Origin of the sequence: Sinorhizobium sp. NG07B (assembly GCF_002532005.1) — a bacterium.
GTDB lineage: Bacteria > Pseudomonadota > Alphaproteobacteria > Rhizobiales > Rhizobiaceae > Sinorhizobium > Sinorhizobium fredii_C.
The window spans coordinates 1-16,563 of the sequence record NZ_NWTD01000017.1 but is presented as its reverse complement, the minus strand read 5'-3'; the positions used below and the strand labels follow the sequence as shown (position 1 = coordinate 16,563).

Here is a 16,563-nt window from a genome sequence, read left to right as displayed (position 1 = left end):
GACCATGCTGAGAGATATTTCGGTTGTGGCCTTCCGTACCTGCGAGTGCCGGGATTACGCCCGCGTCGACGTCCGGGTCGATCGCAATGGCCAGCCCTTTGTCTTGGAAATCAACGCCGATCCGGGAATCGGTGTGCGCACCTCTTATGGCCTGGCCGCGACGACCGCCGGACACAACTTCTCGAGCTTGGTCAATCGCATCCTCGATGTCGCCCACTTGCGGCATTTCGGAACAGGCCTCCCCAAGGTCTAACTCGCCCAGGATCGCACAGATTTTTCCGTCCCTGGCGGACTGCTGACTGTCACTCTGCCGATTAAATGGATTCGGCAGGCATGACGGCGAGGTCGGCACAGGCGAAATGCAGTGCGACGTTTGCTTGCTGCTCTCGATTGGCGACGCTGCAGCAAGAGCGACAGCGTTGAAACATCGGCATGGATAGCCGTTTCGAGGAACGGCCGAAGATAGGTGAACAGAAGACTGAGGAGCTGCCACACGAAAACAATCACTGCGACCGGGACGACACAGAAGAACGCCCCGCGCCAGCCGATGAGGCTGCCGAGGAAGCTCCCCAGCGGGGCGGCAATGACCGTCGCCAGCGCATTCCCGCCGTTGAAGATCGCCAGCGCCCGCGGCACCTGATCGTCCGGAACAAGCCGCATGGCGGTCGCGGCGGAGATCGACCAAAATCCGCCGATAACGAGCCCGATGAGCGCGCGCCCAACCATGAACGTCATATAATTCGGAGCAACCGCTACCATCATCTCCGAGACGATCATCACGGCGGTCAGCGCCAGTAGCAGGATCTTGCGGTCGAGTCTGCCGACCACGGACGAGATGAAGAGGCTTGTCATAACCGCAAAGGCGCCGGATACGGATATCGCCTGACCGGCCTGGCCTTCGGTTATAGCCAAATCCGAGGCGATTGGGGTCAGCAGGCTGAGGGGCATGATTTCCGCCGCGATGAGCGCGAAAACGCAGAACGACATCGCGAATACCGCGCCCCATGCGGCGGGCCGCTCCTCGACTACGCTGCTTTGAGGAGAGAGTTGCACCAACATGGTTCTTTGCCTCGAGAATGTGACGGCGAGGCGTCCTGCCCTTCATTGCCGGGGAGTATGGGAGTATCCGGAAAGGCAGGGTTTTCGTGGCGCAGATGCTGGGCTGATCCGATAGTCGAGGCCCCCAACGGCGACTAGCGCTTCTAAACGGTATCTAGTCTATGCTTAGGTGTCCCGCGCGCTCTCACCGTTTGTGCAAAGAGTGGTGATTGCCAATCCGCTGCAGGTCAAGGCGCTCGCGGATGCGCATGTAAAGACTGACAAGTTGTGGCCAATAACACGTCGGTGATCCATCCTCTCAGCCGCCGCAGCCTCCTTGATATGCCACCAGACGCGCGGACAACGCCGGCACGCCATCTCGGGGGCTACTGCAGCCGGGACATACGGCTGCCAGGCATCGGTGGCGGCAACGCCACATTCTCTTGGCGGTCGCCTGGAAGATCAGCAGATCTCCGGAGGTGGGAGCTGCGTCGGTGATGCCAAGATGCTCGAATTGCCGTGTCTGAGTGGCAATAAATGGAGCGTTCCGCGGTATCGCACCTTCATTTTGCAGCAAATCGATCAAGAGAATACCACAAAAAGGGGGCGCTGAACGGATCCTGTAGAAAGTGTGAAGGCTAAAAATCGAATTTTCAGACAAACGATCCAATTATGGCCGCCAAACGTGACGAGTTGCTGCTGTCTTCATTGCAGGTAAGACCGGCGACGATCCGCGGCAGGAGGACCCCGTCTCGCCAAAGCGGGACTGGTTCTCACCGGTGAGCGTTGTGAGCTGATGTGAGCTTCTATGTCTGCAAGTAGTTCTGTTGGTCTGGGGGCCGCAATCTGCTGGATACAAAGTTTAGGAAAGCGGAGTAAAACAAGGATGAAGAGATGATCTGCGATGAACTCGACGATATCGTTCGCACCGTCCTTCAGGCGGGGCAACAGAGGCGGATTGGCTTTTCGGTACAGCAAGTAAATTCCGTCAAGGCACACCATGAAGTTCTATATTCCGAATGTCTGGCCAGACTTGTGAAGGTCGACGGCACCGTGGTCACGGCCAGCGAATTCATGCCTGCCCTGGAGGCATCGCGGTATGCACCTAACTTGGATCGGCATATGTTGAACTTAGCAGTCGAACTGTTGTCCAACAAGGCGTCAGGGCCGCTCGGATGCAACATTTCGACGTTGAAGATGATGGGCGAGGGCGGCTGAGAGGTGCAGTGGAGAACGACAACAAGTTCCGTGGGTACCGGCTTCCGTTCTTAATCATGAAAGTGCAGCAACTCGTGCGCTTGACCAGCGAGTGGGTTGCGCCGCAGATAAGCAGTCCACCTTCCCCGTGGCCGAACTGCGGCACTTCGCGAGCGCTGCGGGCGGAATCTCCATCGGAAATTGCTCGACCTGGGCGGCGCTAGGCATTCCTGGCGGAGCATGCGACCCTGATTCCGCGTCTAAACGTCGATGACCATGCCGCCATGCTGCCGTGGCCACTAAAGATGCTCTCGAACTGGACCGTGGGGCGGCATGGCATCAACAAGAGCCGCATGCTTCCGCACGCAGGTCGGATACGCCGGAATCGCCCGTTACGTGCAGAGGTGGACAGGGGTAGGCTCACGTTCGGGACCAATCTTGGTGCGCGAACCGGATGATTTTGGGGCCGAGCGGATCAATGCCGCTGGCTGCCGCTGTCATCGGCAGAATCTGGGGTGGCGCGCCTCTTCCTCGATTTGACCTCCTCCTTCATGCGCTCGGATTGGATGGCCATCAAGCTGTATGGCAATGGTACCGAAAGCATAAACGAGAAGGTGGAAAAAAATGTAAGCGCATAAAATACGAAATTAAATCCACTGACTTTATTGTCGACCATGGTGTTTGCAATGACTATTAAGATAAGTGACACCATATATGAGAAGAACAGATGCGAAAAATTTGATATTTTTCGCTGCATTTCCTGCGCGTGCTCTGCGCCAACCCTCCAATTCCCTGGCAATAGCATAGATGGGTCGCCCACGATGGAGATGACAGCGACTAAGACGCCAGCCAGTATTGAAAAGATGTCAATCATTGCTCCGCGCGCCGAATCACTCGCACGGAGTGCATCACTTGCAGCGTAAGCCACAAGAATCGCGACCGCCAGTGAAACAATAATGTAGTAGCCTCTACCAGCCATTATTCGTCCAGGACACCGTCGTTTCTCCATTGCCGAAGGCAGTCACGCAGAGTGGCAAAGGTGCTATCCGCATTCAAGGTTATGTCATCTCCCTCGATATTTACATCCTGTTTTACTACGAGTTTTTCGCGGGTGATGACCACGTCGTGCTTGGTTACTATTGAGAACTCTTCGCCGCTATTGGCCACTCTTTCCGCGACATCAGTCATGAGCTGCGGCAAAATTGCGTCCGCTCCTCGACCATCGTAACCCAGATGGATCCTTGCCTGAATTTCGCTGGCGGCCTGGATTTCCTCCGGCGTGCGATGACGTCCGAACGCGTTGCGCATAACTTGCGACAGGCCATCTCCAATTTGCCTAATTCCATCCATCCCCCTCGGTGGGGCATGCGCGCGCTGATGGTTATTCACGTCCTCCACTGTCGTCAGAAAAGATGAAATTCCCAGATCGATCGACTTCACGCCAACACGCAACAGTCTTTCGATCTCCCGCCGATTAGAACGAGGCATAAACGCAAACTGGGTGTTCGCTCGGTTTACGCCTTGCTCCTCAAGAAACTTGGAGACCAAATTTGTGATCTGGCCATCATTTGTTTGGCCGTTCGCAAGATAGGCCATATGGTCGCCTTCGATTACAAGATGCACCTCGGTCTTAAGAAATTCCCTGCCGCGTGGTGCGGGAGTTCGGGTAATCTGCGGGCCCCCGTTCTCAACAACGCTTGCACTCGATCCTTCGGAGAACATCGCAAATACGACACCAAGTCCGCGCCCTTGGGTCGAGCGCCGCACTATCTGCGCATCGACACCCGCACGATAGGAGAACTTCGTGTCGGCCACCTCGGGCGCCCGCCCCAGTGCCTGCCTCAGAAAATGTTCCACACCTCTATTGTCTGCGCCCCAAATTGCCCGTCTATATTGCGCTGTCTTTTGCATCCCCTTGCCTCTGTTCGGATTTGCACGGGGTAATTGCAGCGCGAATATTGCAATAGGTCACCCGCACATTCACTGCGATAATCAATTTCTTGCCGGACTCGTCCCACAGTCTTCTGGCCGAGGCGGCATCACGGCACACTTTGGGCCGGCTCAAACGTGAAACCATCCAGTTTCAGCGCCAGCGGTTTATTGACGTCTGAAGGAGTACTAGGGCCGGGTTGTCGCCGCTGACCTGTGCTGCAGATTCGGTGTCAGCGATGCGAGGTCCAAAAGTAGCGCTCGAATATGACGGCGGTGACCGGCCGGTGGCGAGCGGCTGAAGGCTCGTGAGGACGAGAATTGCAAGTCCATTCGACGCGATGTTCGCAGCGCCGCGCTTGCGGACTGGTTGGCGGCCCGCCTTCCGGTGTCGCATGACGCGCGGCGACGAAGCGCCTCGATAGGTCGAGCATGCGCTGCAGAAGCAGAACCGGCATCGGAACTTGCAGATCCAGCTTTACGCGGATGCCGGCGATCATCTCCGCCGCGACCGACGTGCTTGCGACGATGCATCCCGGCCCCCTCCATTGCCATGACGGCCCCCTCTTTTATCGTGCAGTTTATTCGCGCGCGGTAGTCGACTACAGTCATCGGATGCACTTACGTGCGAACGATCTCTGGTTGCTACGACATATTAGATACGTACCATTCAGGAGCCTCATGTCCGCTCCAAAATGCGGTGTTCCCTGAAATGAACACCGCACAAGCTAGCATCTTCTGGTATTTTCGCGTGCATGACCCACGCGGCAAGTCATCTGCCGGCACAACGTACGCATTGCTGGGGGCCGTCTCTACATTGGAAACATTAGTCGCATGCCTTCCTTCTTGAAGAATCTAATGCAAGTGCAACACAAGTGAAGGAAGGATTACCGCATTCGCGAAAATGCACTATAAACCCTTCGGCCGGCGTTCGAATAGCCGAGGCACTTGCGCGGCAGCGCACATTCAGATGGTGGGCGAGGGCGATCCATTTGCGGCTGGCTGACGCCAGACAGATCGGTGTCGACACGCATGAAGCGGCCGATGCGTTTGTTGACATTCTTGCCACGGTGAATTCGGATCGCAAAACCAGCTCCTGGCACCGATCCCGTCTTCCAAAGCCCTGAAGCCGCGCAACCAGATACTGCGGTCGAAGGTGAAACTCTGTCGGCAAAGACGGGCAGCGGTGCGAAGGTATCGCCGATCTTGCCGATAATCGGCTGCGAGTGGCGGTTGCCATTCTTAATCAACACCGTGTAGCCGCTCTTGCGCTCGACCAGCGAGGTGACATTGGCGTTCTCCAGAGCGCGCTCGAGGATCAGGAGGTCGCCTTCCCAGTGCCCCGAACTGTGAGCGATCGGCAATGATCCAGAAGATTGAAACTCGGTAATTTCGCCGTCGTACAGACGTTGTTGATGCGGTCCCCGTGGCTTTAGTCCGTCCAGAGTTCATAGAAAGTGGCTGCCGTCGGGACCTGCTCGAGCGCCTTCATCGCCAGGGATGGTGGCGAGATCGGTCAGCTTGTGTAGCCAGTGTTGCATTCTAGCTTCTCCGGGAATGATGGGCGGCTCCGGCATGGTGCTCCCGTGAGTGTTCTGCGGAAGAACTTTCCAGTTGATTATGCCGAGCTCATCGTCGCGCCCGTTCGGACGGTGTCCTGCGGCAGCCCAAAGGACACCGATACCGGTTGCTCCTCCACTGCGCTGTTTCTTCACGTCAATTGACTCCTGCAGGGAGCCCCTGCGAGACAAGCAGATGGATCAGCGTGAACAGCCGGCGGGCCGTCTCCTGATCGATCTCGACCTTGGATTTGAGGCGCTCTCTGAGCAGGGCGGAGGCTTCATTGTGGATCACGCGGCGCCCCATGTCGATGGCTTCGAGTCGGTCGGGCGGCAGCCGCGCCGCGCCGTTGGCAAAGCTCTCGCACACAAGCCGGTAGTCCTTGAGCAGTCGGCGGAATGACGTCAGTGAGAGGTGATGGCACAGGACGGGCGCGCCGCTCTCTGTGGTGACGGTAAGCACCAGACGCCTGTCCACCAGTTCAAGATGCAGCCGATAGGGGCCACCGCCATGTGCGACCGGCGCAAACCGATTGTTGTCCAGGAGGTCGAAAATGGCGACGGCTTGCTCGTGCTTCTGTGCTGCATCCGTCCGGCCGTTGAAGGGCGGCTCCAGCGAGATCGCTGAAAGCCGAAACCGGGATGGCGTGGTGCTCATGCAGGTCATCGCGCGCGGCCTCCCCGAAGAGTGTCGACCGCGCGATCGCGCTTCTTCGCAGTGTCAAAAGACGTGGCTGCCGCCGGAACGGGTCCAGCGACAGCCACTTTGCCCTGGGAGGCTGGGCAAAAAGAAAAACTCGTCCCGCGAATTCGGCGCGGAAACCGGAGGCGGTCTCTGTTGCTGCGCAGTCGCTTCCCAAGGTCATCGCTGTCGCGGGGAATATCTTGGCGAAGCGCCACAAGCGTGCCAGGCGGCAGGCCGATGGCACCACAAACCGAAGAAGAAGCGGCTGCCGTCGGGACCTGTTCGACGGCAGCCAAGTGACCCTGCGAGGCCGGGGAAAATGGCGCTCGCAGGTCGGGAACTTCTTCAGATCGCCGCTGACGCCGGTCAAACGTCGAGGTTTCAGCAAACTCGCCGCTTGCGCGCGCTGGGTGCAGATACTGGCGATGTTTGCTGTTCTGCCGCATCTCAAACGCTCCTCAGGGACGAGAGACGCGGGTTATTGGCTGGCTCCGGGCGCGGGCCGGGGTTGTCCCTCGCTCGATCGCCAGCACGGTCTGAGGCGCTCCATCGTGGAAGGCGGCAAGCCGCTCGCCGAGCTCTTTATCGCTGGGCGATAGCCGATGGTTCAGGCGAAGATAGTCCGTCCAAGTCGGCGTTCGGAACGTCTCCGTCCACAGATAGGGGACCAGCAGGTTGCGCTGGAGCGTCCAGTTCCGTGCCCCCGCCCGGCTTTGGATACGCCGCCGCTCGCGCATGCACTCGAGGAAATCCTCGAGGTCCTGCTCGCCAATGGCGTATTCGACTTTGACGACGATAGGTCCGCTTCTCGGCGTCAAGTCGAGTGCGAGCGACGGCGGAACGAACTCCGAAGCTTCTTTCTCGGATTCTTCCCATAGCTCTATCGGCAGCACGAATGCTGCGGCGGCCACGAGGAGCAGGACCACGGCGGCCCCCTCGAAGGCCATGGTCAGGGAGTGGCTCTGCGCGACAGCGCCCCAGATCCAGCTACCGGCAGCCATGCCGCCGTAGGAGAGGGCGTAGTAGATCGATAGCGTCCGGCCGACGACCCACCTTGGGCTCGACAGCTGGATCGCCACGTCAACGCTGGTCCAGGTGAGCAGCCATCCGGCGCCCCCGATTGCCAGCGCAAGCGCCGCTACGGGGATCGACGTCGTCAGCGGAAGCAGAAAGCAGCATGCGCCACAGGCGACCGAGGCGAGTGCGATCAGCCGGTCCTGAGGGACGATCCGTCTCAGATAGCTGCTGCTGAGACCGGCGGAAAACGCACCGGCGCCGAAAGCTGCCAGAAGCGCGCCGTAGACGATCGGCCCGCCCGCCAGATGATCCCGGACGATCAGCGGCAGCAGCGCGAGGATCGAAATGCTCGCGACGCCGAAGAAGGTCCCGCGCACGATTGCCGCCTTGATTTCCGAGGACATCGCGGTAAAGCGCAGCCCATCCTGAATGGCTGTCGTGACGCGCTCGCGTGGCAGCGAGGACGTGCGCACGTGCCACTTCGAGCGCGAGATCGCGGCAAGCGGCGCCAGATCGCTCAGCGCCGCCAGGACGAAAGCGGCAAGGGGACCGAAGAAGGCCAGAATGGCGCCGCCAATCGCAGGACCAGTGCTTCGAACGATGTTGTACCCGACTGACATCAGCGTGACGGCCGCCGGGATATCACGCTTTTCGAGAATATCCCCGACAGAGGCGTGCCAGGCCGGGTCGTTCAAGGCAAAACCACATCCGGCCAGAAAACCCAATCCCAGGATCAGCCATGGACTGACGAGGCCGAGTGCAACGGAGATCGCCAGCGTCAGCGAGGCCAGAGCGATCAGGAAGTGTCCGGCGAGCATCACGCCGCGCCGGCTGAAACTGTCGGCAATAGCACCTGCCAGAATGGATAGAAAGAATGCAGGCAGCGTGGAGGAGGCCTGCACGAGCGCAACCATAAGGTCGGAGGCCGAAGTCATCGCCATCAGCCAACTGATTGCCGTCGTCTGGACGAGCCATCCGAGGCTGGAGATCTGCGTCGCCGTCCAGATCGAACGAAACGCCCGGTTCCGGAGCGGAGCCAGGGTGGTCGATACGGCAGAATGCTGATCTTCACACTGCATTTCTTCCTGTCTTTCTCAAGCTCCTAACGCGTTGCTGCGACGCAGCAGAATATCTGGTACCCAAGGACGGATTCGCCGTTATGCACCTAAGCCGATGCCGGATGATGCGCGTTAGGCGAGTTATCCGGAGCGTTATGTTATAACATATCGCATAAGATAGCTTATGGAACTTCTCCATTCGGTGTCTTGAGGTCAAGCGCTATCGAGCCTTCCGATTTCACCGTTGGTTGACGTCGTTCATGGAGCCTTGCTTCTCTTCGGGATCGGGCATTTGCCCCTCCCATCATGGGGTCGTAGAATGAAGTTGAACAATCTAAAAAGGCGTCCTGGTCGGCTGGGACTTCAGACAAAGACGACGCCCCATAGGCTGCATGTTTCTCCGGTCGAAGAAGCTCAATCTGATGCTGGACGCGCAATGGCGGTTTCAACAGCTCCTAGTTTCACCCTTGTCGAGCGCCAGCCCCATGCACGAGCGGGTTCGATCCGGTGTACGAGATACCCGCCATCTCGAGCATGGCCGGAACGTGGGTGAGACGGCACTCGCCCTGAATTCCGTTTGCCATATTTAAGACGATTCCGGAGGGACGGCTTGCGGATCGGGTGGCATGAACCGCTCGAGCGTAGCGAGCAGTCCCTTATCGCCTTCGCACAGCAGCGTCTCGTGACCGCCCTCTTGCAAGACCGCCGCCACACTTTCGACCATCTTTATGTCGTCGCCCGGACGGAGCGGGTGTTCCCACTGGGCAACACGGTGCGGGACTGGGTGTGAAGTCCGCCGCTCTTTAGGATGCTTAGCGATGAAGCGGTTCCAGGCTGGATTCAAGCGTGCTGTTCGGTTCTGGGCTGCCAACATCTCAAGATCTCTATTCTGAGCGCGCCATTGACGCACACGCACACAGGGGAAGGCTACGTGGCCGTGCGGCCTACTGTCTTGCACCAGAGAACTCTAAGACTAGCAGGGACCAAGATGTCTTCAATCTGCCCCACTTTGTGCGGCTTCCATTTCATCCCTTCGGCTTTTTGATGGTTCTGCTGCTCGGATGACGACTTTAGGAAGAGCTAACAGCTTGACTATGAGTTGAAGTTCGCGCGTAACCCTTGCATCGTCAGGGGTATCCACACATGGGAGGGCGAGCTCTTGATCTTCCGTCGCGAGTTCGGCGGGGGTATACGGAGCATTACCGTCGCGAACCCTACAAACTCGACAAAGGCTTGACGTTTTCACAGGAATGCGGGGCTGGGTTCAACTGCGGGGGAGCGGAATCCACCCGTTGTTCAGTCGCGTTCAGCGTTACTCGAGGAGTACGAGACGTCGGCATCGGGGGGGGGGGGAGAGCCCTCTTAAACGTATTTCGCATTGGCATGGTGAATGCAAGGTTATCCGCAATTGCGTCTTCGTCACCGGTCGAGGAGAAGTCGCTCGATGTTCACTCTCACCGAAGAGGCCGTCTTTCTGCTGTGGGTGGTTCTGATCAAAGACGCACACCAGCGCGCTGGCAGTTTGTTCCGCGCGGGAGGGTACGGACCATGCCGGTAATTCTGGAAACCGCGCGGCTATCCTTGCGCTCACTAGCCCCAGCGGACCTGCGGCGGTATCAAGCACTTCACAATGACCCTTTCGTGGTGAATGCCGTCTATGACGGAAAGCCACCATCCTCTGCAGACACATGTGCCCGGTTCAAGAAGTCACTTGCCGATTGGGATATATATGGCTTCGGTTCCTTCGTCGTGTTCGCGCGCGACGGCACCGGCCGGAAAGGTCGTTTTCTTGGACAACGCGGTCTGAGTTTTCTGCCGGATAGCGACGATCTGGAGCTCAGCGCACTCTTTCACCAAGCGGCTTCCGGCAATGAATATGCCCCAGAGGCGGGCTGCGCCATCCTTGATTTTGCCTTCACGACCGTGGGAGCACCCCGAGTCCTGTGCATTGTTCGGCCTGAAAACCAGCGTTCCTTGCGTTCCGTGGGGAAGATGGGGTTTCGGCAGATCGAAGATCGATCTTTTGGCGACCGGCTGTGGCGCTGCTTCGAGGTAACACAGCAAGACTTGGAAGGGGCCATCGCGGCAAATCCACGCTTTGCGCCGATGCCGCTACCAACAACGATTCGCGGAAGGTAGGGTATTACCCGCGTTTAAGCACACGCTAGGTTCGCCGCTCTTGGAGCGGATCCGCACGACTGTCGCGGGGTCGATCCGTCATCGAGGTGATTGGTCGGCCATCGAACAATCAGATTCGCGATGGTTTCCAAGTTCTACACGTCGACATCTGAAGCATTCCTCACGCCGCAGCGCCGGCTGATCCAAGCAGTCCCTGCCGTGTGCGCGCGAACTCCTCAACCGCATCTACGAATCGGTCGATATCCGATTGCAGAACCGGAAGGCTCAGCGCAATCATTCCACGTCGGGCGATATAAAAACCCGCGTTTAGCATGTCGAGAAAGAACAGTTCCCGCAGACCATCTTCTCGAGCCGTCGGCGTGTAGGCGCAACGTATCAAGGGGGGGCGGTAGTGCGCGGTGGCAAGCGAACCCACCCCAGAAAAGTGCATCGCCCCGCCGAGCTTCATAAGCCGGTCGTTCAGTGCAGTACGTAGCCGCTCGCCGCGTAGGTACAACTCCTCCGCGACTTCCTTTGTGAAAATTTCTCCAAGCGCGACTCGTCCTGCGGCCATCGACAGGACGTTGTTATTGAAGGTACCTGCGTGCGGCAGACGCCCGTCGAAGAGCGACATCACGTCGGCCCGGCCGCCGAACGCCCCAAAGCTCATCCCGCCGGCCATGTACTTGCCGAGAGTCGTCAGATCAGGAGTAATACCTAAGCGCTTTTGGAGCCCACCATCCGACATCCGCGATGTCATGACCTCATCGAAGATAAGCAGTGCGCCCACCTCCCGCGTAGCCTCCCGCAATGTTTTGAGGAAGCTGATCTCCGCAGGGATACAGCCGCCACTACCGAGCATGGGTTCGACCATCACCGCAGCGAGCCGATCTCGATACTGCTCAATCATCGCGGTGGCAGAGTCCGTATCGTTGTAGTCGACCAAAAGGAATGGGAACGGAACCGTGACCGGGGATGGTCCCTGGGGGGTAAACAATAGAACACCGCCATGGTAGCCGCCGCGAAATGCAAGGATCATGTCTCGGCCGGTATGCACGCGGGCCGCCGTCAGCGCCATTAGACTGGCTTCCGTGCCGCTGTTGGTGAAGCGTACAAGTTCTATTGACGGAAACCGCGCACAGATGAGATTTGCAAACTCGTATTCGGCCCTGCCCACTGCGGCGAGGTTTAGACCCCGCGTCATAGCTTGGTGAACCGCGGTGTGGATTCGAGTCTCCGAGTGGCCAAATAGGCCCGCGGTATATTCACCGCAAAGATTCACAAACTCATGGCCATCAATATCCCAAAGCGTACTTCCCTCGCCCTTGTCCATCGCGATTGGAAAAGGCTTATAATATAGCACGGAGCGAGTGTTCCCACCTGGCATCACTGCGCGGGCTTGGGCGTGAAGTTCGCCGCTTCTAGGATTTCTAGCGACGAAGCGGTTCCTCGCGTCTATGAGGCTCGATTCAAGTTTGCTGTTCGATTCTTGGGCTGCCAACATCTCAAGATCTCTACTCTACGCGTCGCAATCAACGCACATAGGGGAAGGCGATGTGGCCGCGCGGCCCACTGTATCGCACCAGAGAAGTCTATGATCGGCAGGTACCAAGATGTCTTCAATCTGGCCCACTTTATGCGCCTTCCATTTCATCCCTGCGCGCTTATTGATAATTCTGCTCATAATCAAGGTTTTTGGCTTTACCTGATGCTAGGATCAGGGTAAGCGCTTGAAGTCCGCGCGCAATGAGGTGTCGGGGGGACCGGGGGCGTTCCACATGCACCGAAGCCCTCGTTGCAGCGGGTCCAGTGCCGGACCCCACGCACATCAAAACGACCCCCCAAGTTGCAGGGCAATGTACCAAGCCCGCCTGCAGGCGAGTGTGCGTCCCAGCTGCTCGCTCGCAATCAATCGTTTGACGTTCCTGCGTTGTTTCGTTGCATGTCATGTTCGTGGTTCGAAGCATAACAATTGCGCTCAAATTGGCCGTCTCAGTGCCCTCGCCGGGTAGTGTCCCCACAGACCCGTGAACCCCAAGGGTCGCTCCTAAGAGAGTAGGACAACCCAGGAATACGGATGTACGTCAAACGGTCGGGCTCTTCCTGATCCACCAATGCGAACTGGCAGCCATCCTGGCTTGACCAACTGCGCTGCCGATGCGGCTTACTTCTGCGAAACATAAGGAACCGGGTAAGACTTGCGCGCTGCGCCAGTAGGGCGCTCGACTAGAATGGTCGTTCGCGGAGGGTTCGTGCCATCACTCAGTCTAATAAGTTCTTGATTTAGCTCCTCATCCGCCTCCGTGAGGCGATGATGAAGCCGGTGAAAGTCTGTCCAGGTCGGTGTGCGGAATGTTTCCAACCAGCGTGAAGGTTCCTGAACATCGCGCGTGAGCGTCCATTGCCTTGCACCAACGCGGCTTTGAGCGTATCGGCGCTTTTGCATGACATCCAGAAAAAGATCCGCGTTTTCCTCAGGGATTGTATATTCCGTCATCACGAGGATGGGACCGCTTCTCGGCTTCAGATCGAGTGCAACCGCGGGCGCGCTGAAGAAACCCGAGGGTTCGAGTTCAGATTCGGAACGGTTGCTAATCGGCAGTTTGAACCCGAGAGCGGCAACGACCAACGTTGCCGTGCCGGACCAGCCCAGCGCAATGGGAAGCGAGTAATTTTGGACGATGACACCCCAAAACCAGCTGCCCGCGGCAATGCCGCCATAGGTGAAGGCGCTGTAAATCGAGATCGTGCGTCCAACGATCCAGCGCGGGCTCGCCAATTGTACGTTCACGCCAAGTCCCGACCATGCCGTAACCCAGCCGGCGCCGCCGGCGGCTAGGCTGAACGTTGCGATGGCGAGGGGGGAGGTAAGAGCAAGGGAGATCTGACATATCGCACAGGCGATGCAGGCAAGTACCACCACACATTCCTGGGTGAACATTCGCCTGAGCGTCGGATTCATGAGTCCGGCGAGAAGTGCACCAGCGCCAAAGCCGCCCATCATAATGCCGTAGCTGATCGGGCCGCCCTTCAAAATGTCGCGAGCAATCAGCGGTAGCAGTGCCAGGGTAGAGATGGCTGCAAAACCGAACAGCGTCCCGCGCACGATTGTTGACTTGATCTCTGAAGAAATCGCCGTGAAGCGCAGACCATCGTAGATGGCAGTCATGAGTGCTTCGCGCGGAAGCGGCGACGTTTGAACCTTCCATTTGTTGCGACACAGAGCGGTGAGAGGGGCGACAAACCCAAGCGTGGTGAGTGCGAATGCGACAAGGGGCCCGAAAGCGGCAACGATTAGGCCACCAAGGGCCGGACCGACACTGCGTACCGTATTGAACCCAACATTCAGCAGGGTCACGGCCGCCGGCAGGTGGCGGCGCTCCAACATGTCGCCGAGCGAGGCACGCCAGGCAGGATCGCTGAGTGCGATGCCGCATCCGTCGAGAAAGCTGAACGCGAGTATCATCCACGGATCGGTTATACCGAAGGCGATGAGGATCGTCAGCATCGCGGCCGCGGCCATCATGAGGCTTCGACCAACGATCATCACCATGCGGCGGCCGTAGTTGTCGGCAATCGCCCCAACGAAGACCGCCAGAAAGAAGGCCGGCAAGGTCGATGAGGCCTGGACCAGAGCAACCATCACGTCCGATGTGGAAACGGTGGCCATCAGCCAACTGAGCGCCACCGTCTGCATCAGCCAGCCGAGACTCGAAAGCTGGGATGCTAGGAAGATCGAACGGAAGGTCCGGTTCTTCAACGGCGCCAGCAAGCCTGTAGATGCGTTTTCTTCGTTGCAAGGCATGGCGGTCAATCTCTTGGGGACGTGCAACTTCCGCCCGCTGTCGCGGACATCATCAGCCCATAAGGACAAAGCAGGGATTCGTCAGATGGATGGTTCCTCACGTGCTGGGCCTCGATCGAAAATTTCCGGTTGACCAGCAGAGAGATCAGTGTGAACAGCCGGCGCACTGTGTCTTGATCGATCTCGAGCTTGGATCTGAGACGCTCCCTCAACAACGCTGAAGCCTCGTCGTGAATCGCCCCACGTCCCATGTTAATGGCTTCCAGCCGCTCGGGCGTCAAACGCGCTTCCGCCCTCGTGTAGCTCTCGCGCACCCTCCGGCCAACGCCGGCCCTATGCGGCGCGTCATGTTGTAGCCGACAGACATGAGCGTCACCGCAGCTGGAATATGCCGCTTGTCGAGAATGTCGCCGACCGGCGTGCCAGGCAGGATCATTAAGCGCAAAACCGCAACCCGCAATGAAAACCAGCCCGAGGATGAGCCAAGGACTGACAAAGCCAAAGGCGGCAGAAATCGCCAACACAATGGAAGCGAGTGCAATCACGAGCGCGACCATCAGATCGGAAGCGGAAATCGTGGCCATGAGCCAGCTGATCGCGACCGTCTGCGCGAGCCATCCAAGATTGGCTACTTGGGCGGCCCAGATCGAACGAAATGCTGCGTTTCGCAGCGGTGCGAGGGTCGTTGGTGCGATCTGGTCTGCATTTTCGCGTAGCATGTTCTGTGACTCTCAAGCCTCCCAAACCCTTGTTCCGACGCAACAGGGTATCCGGTACCGCACGACAGTTTTCGGCGTTATGCAGCCTCCGGGCGCAGGAGACCGGCACTAATCGCTCGCGACCCAGGCCCTGAGGGCGACGCTCAAACCTAATGCTTTAGCAAGTTTGCGCTGTCAGACCATTCGCTTCGATTGCCACAACAGCTCCAGCTTCATCGTTGTCAGACGTGTCTCCTGTGATTCCGACTGCGCCAATCACTTCACCGGTATGATTGCGTATTAGGACACCGCCAGGCACGGGGATCATTTTCCCGCCGGAGACTGCTGTCAGCGCCGAGACAAAATGCGGGCGCTCTCGTGAGGTATTATCAAGCCATCGCGACCCAACCCCCACGGCGAGCGCGCCATAAGCTTTGCCGAAGGCGATCTCAAACCGAAGCATTGATGCTCCATCCTGCTTCTGGAACGCAAGCAGATGGCCGCCGCCATCGAGTACGGCAATGCTAAGCGGTTTAAGTCCTCTTTCCAGCGCTACCGAGAGGGCCCTCTCGATTATCGCATTGGCGCAAGATAAATTGAGTTTGTTCATATCACTCTCCTCTTGTTTTCGCTTGGAGCCGACGACGGTTTAGGACCGGCTCGGTGTAGCCATGCTCGAGCATCGCCGCCATCAGGTCGGGCATGGCCCACATGTCCTTGCCGATCTGGGGCATGCCCGGAAAGCCCGCAGTCGAGGCCGATATCGACGTTCCAGTTCTCGTAGGCACCGATCCAGGCGGCCTGCTTCATGTCGCCCTTGCGGATCATCGGGCCGGCTTCCATCGAGGTATGGATCTCGTCGCCGGTGCGGTCGAGGAAGCCGGTGTTGATGAAAATGCATTCCTTGAGGTTGACGGTCGTGCGCCGTTCCTCGTCCATGATGCCCATCTTGAGGGTGTTTTCCGAAAGCCCAAGTGCGGCCTCGACGCGCGCAAAAATCTCGCAGGCAAAGGCCACTTCCTCGGGCCCATGCATCTTCGGCTTGACCACATACATCGAGCCCGAGCGCGAGTTTGCCCTGCGACCGTTCGGGCCGATATCGTGGAGCGAAATCAGCGCCGTGACCATGGCGTCCATCAGACCTTCGGGCACCTCGCGGCCTTCCCGGTCGAGGATCGCCGGGTTGGTCATCAGATGCCCGACATTGCGCACCAGCATCAGCGAGCGGCCGGGCAGCGTCAGCGTAGCGCCGTCCGGCCTGGTGAAGACGCGGTCGGGGTTCAGCCTGCGGGTGAAGGTCCGGCCGCCCTTGGCGACCTCTTCCGCAAGGTCGCCCTTCATCAGCCCGAGCCAGTTGCGATAGACGACGACCTTGTCATCGCCGTCGACGGCGGCGACCGAATCCTCGCAATCCATGATCGTGGTGATCGCCGATTCGAGGATGATGTCGGAAATCCCG

12 protein-coding genes and 6 pseudogenes are annotated in these 16,563 nt (G+C 58.5%); 4 read left to right on the top strand and 14 right to left on the bottom strand.

Annotated elements, in window-relative coordinates; genetic code table 11:
- Window positions 1-4 precede the first annotated feature (4 nt).
- Window positions 5-253, top strand: a complete 249-nt coding sequence (locus CO664_RS27455; RefSeq protein ID WP_097527843.1) for a hypothetical protein — start codon at window positions 5-7, stop codon at window positions 251-253.
- 149 nt (window positions 254-402) lie between these two features.
- Here CO664_RS27455 and CO664_RS27450 read toward each other — a convergent pair.
- A pseudogene (locus CO664_RS27450) lies at window positions 403-1,059 on the bottom strand (MFS transporter); the annotation flags it as partial.
- Window positions 1,060-1,932: 873 nt separating this feature from the next.
- On the opposite strand from CO664_RS27450, the gene CO664_RS27445 reads away from it, so the two are divergent.
- Together CO664_RS27445 and CO664_RS31460 are read left to right on the top strand one after the other, a co-directional pair.
- On the top strand, window positions 1,933-2,256 hold the full coding sequence (locus tag CO664_RS27445) for an EAL domain-containing protein (RefSeq protein ID WP_097528060.1): 324 nt from the start codon (window positions 1,933-1,935) through the stop codon (window positions 2,254-2,256).
- A gap of 145 nt (window positions 2,257-2,401) precedes the next feature.
- Window positions 2,402-2,594: pseudogene (locus tag CO664_RS31460) on the top strand (D-amino acid dehydrogenase); the annotation flags it as partial.
- A gap of 116 nt (window positions 2,595-2,710) precedes the next feature.
- Here the strand turns inward: CO664_RS31460 and CO664_RS27440 are convergent.
- The 7 genes and pseudogenes from CO664_RS27440 to CO664_RS31765 all read right to left on the bottom strand — a co-directional run.
- The gene (locus CO664_RS27440) at window positions 2,711-3,214 is read right to left on the bottom strand and encodes a hypothetical protein (protein WP_097528061.1); all 504 of its coding nucleotides are present in this window, start codon (window positions 3,212-3,214) and stop codon (window positions 2,711-2,713) included.
- Window positions 3,214-4,146 carry a hypothetical protein gene (locus CO664_RS27435; RefSeq protein WP_097528062.1) on the bottom strand — a complete coding sequence of 311 codons (933 nt, stop codon included), beginning with the start codon at window positions 4,144-4,146 and terminating at the stop codon, window positions 3,214-3,216. Before CO664_RS27435 ends, CO664_RS27440 begins: the two co-directional genes overlap by 1 nt.
- Window positions 4,147-4,397: 251 nt before the next feature.
- Window positions 4,398-4,664 (bottom strand): hypothetical protein, encoded by a 267-nt coding sequence (locus CO664_RS27430; protein WP_097528063.1) that lies wholly within the window; start codon window positions 4,662-4,664, stop codon window positions 4,398-4,400.
- A gap of 404 nt (window positions 4,665-5,068) precedes the next feature.
- Window positions 5,069-5,507: pseudogene (locus CO664_RS27425) on the bottom strand (IS30 family transposase); the annotation flags it as partial.
- A gap of 373 nt (window positions 5,508-5,880) precedes the next feature.
- On the bottom strand, window positions 5,881-6,390 hold the full coding sequence (locus CO664_RS27420) for a UPF0262 family protein (protein ID WP_028004303.1): 510 nt from the start codon (window positions 6,388-6,390) through the stop codon (window positions 5,881-5,883).
- 476 nt (window positions 6,391-6,866) lie between these two features.
- Complete coding sequence (locus CO664_RS27415) at window positions 6,867-8,504, bottom strand: MFS transporter (protein ID WP_097528064.1); 1,638 nt, start codon at window positions 8,502-8,504, stop codon at window positions 6,867-6,869.
- A 464-nt stretch (window positions 8,505-8,968) separates the two neighbouring features.
- Window positions 8,969-9,210: pseudogene (locus CO664_RS31765) on the bottom strand (hypothetical protein); the annotation flags it as partial.
- A gap of 821 nt (window positions 9,211-10,031) precedes the next feature.
- Here CO664_RS31765 and CO664_RS27405 point away from each other — a divergent pair.
- Window positions 10,032-10,622, top strand: coding sequence for a GNAT family N-acetyltransferase (locus CO664_RS27405; protein WP_097528065.1), 591 nt, complete (start codon window positions 10,032-10,034; stop codon window positions 10,620-10,622).
- A 160-nt stretch (window positions 10,623-10,782) separates the two neighbouring features.
- On the opposite strand, the gene CO664_RS27400 is transcribed toward CO664_RS27405, so the two are convergent.
- The 6 genes and pseudogenes from CO664_RS27400 to CO664_RS27375 form a co-directional block, all read right to left on the bottom strand.
- Window positions 10,783-11,964, bottom strand: a complete 1,182-nt coding sequence (locus CO664_RS27400; RefSeq protein WP_234819718.1) for an aminotransferase class III-fold pyridoxal phosphate-dependent enzyme — start codon at window positions 11,962-11,964, stop codon at window positions 10,783-10,785.
- A gap of 801 nt (window positions 11,965-12,765) precedes the next feature.
- The gene (locus CO664_RS27395) at window positions 12,766-14,406 is read right to left on the bottom strand and encodes an MFS transporter (protein ID WP_097528067.1); all 1,641 of its coding nucleotides are present in this window, start codon (window positions 14,404-14,406) and stop codon (window positions 12,766-12,768) included.
- Between the two features lie 5 nt (window positions 14,407-14,411).
- On the bottom strand, window positions 14,412-14,720 hold the full coding sequence (locus tag CO664_RS31760; RefSeq protein ID WP_097528068.1) for a UPF0262 family protein: 309 nt from the start codon (window positions 14,718-14,720) through the stop codon (window positions 14,412-14,414).
- Window positions 14,720-15,125: pseudogene (locus CO664_RS27385) on the bottom strand (MFS transporter); the annotation flags it as partial. The gene CO664_RS31760 and the pseudogene CO664_RS27385, both read right to left, overlap by 1 nt.
- Window positions 15,126-15,282: 157 nt before the next feature.
- A complete protein-coding gene (locus tag CO664_RS27380) occupies window positions 15,283-15,714 on the bottom strand; it encodes a heme-binding protein (RefSeq protein WP_097528069.1) in 432 nt (143 codons plus the stop codon).
- Between the two features lie 64 nt (window positions 15,715-15,778).
- Window positions 15,779-16,563, bottom strand: a pseudogene (locus CO664_RS27375) (malate synthase G); the annotation flags it as partial.

Bases quoted from the DNA above. Each gene is read 5' to 3' on its own strand.
- CO664_RS27380 (WP_097528069.1), bottom strand. From the start codon at position 15,714: ATGAACAAACTCAATTTATCTTGCGCCAATGCGATAATCGAGAGGGCC.
- CO664_RS27430 (WP_097528063.1), bottom strand. From the start codon at position 4,664: ATGATCGCCGGCATCCGCGTAAAGCTGGATCTGCAAGTTCCGATGCCG.
- CO664_RS27440 (WP_097528061.1), bottom strand. From the start codon at position 3,214: ATGGCTGGTAGAGGCTACTACATTATTGTTTCACTGGCGGTCGCGATT.
- CO664_RS27395 (WP_097528067.1), bottom strand. From the start codon at position 14,406: ATGCCTTGCAACGAAGAAAACGCATCTACAGGCTTGCTGGCGCCGTTG.
- CO664_RS27435 (WP_097528062.1), bottom strand. From the start codon at position 4,146: ATGCAAAAGACAGCGCAATATAGACGGGCAATTTGGGGCGCAGACAAT.
- CO664_RS27455 (WP_097527843.1), top strand. From the start codon at position 5: ATGCTGAGAGATATTTCGGTTGTGGCCTTCCGTACCTGCGAGTGCCGG.
- CO664_RS27405 (WP_097528065.1), top strand. From the start codon at position 10,032: ATGCCGGTAATTCTGGAAACCGCGCGGCTATCCTTGCGCTCACTAGCC.
- CO664_RS27420 (WP_028004303.1), bottom strand. From the start codon at position 6,390: ATGACCTGCATGAGCACCACGCCATCCCGGTTTCGGCTTTCAGCGATC.
- CO664_RS27445 (WP_097528060.1), top strand. From the start codon at position 1,933: ATGATCTGCGATGAACTCGACGATATCGTTCGCACCGTCCTTCAGGCG.
- CO664_RS27415 (WP_097528064.1), bottom strand. From the start codon at position 8,504: ATGCAGTGTGAAGATCAGCATTCTGCCGTATCGACCACCCTGGCTCCG.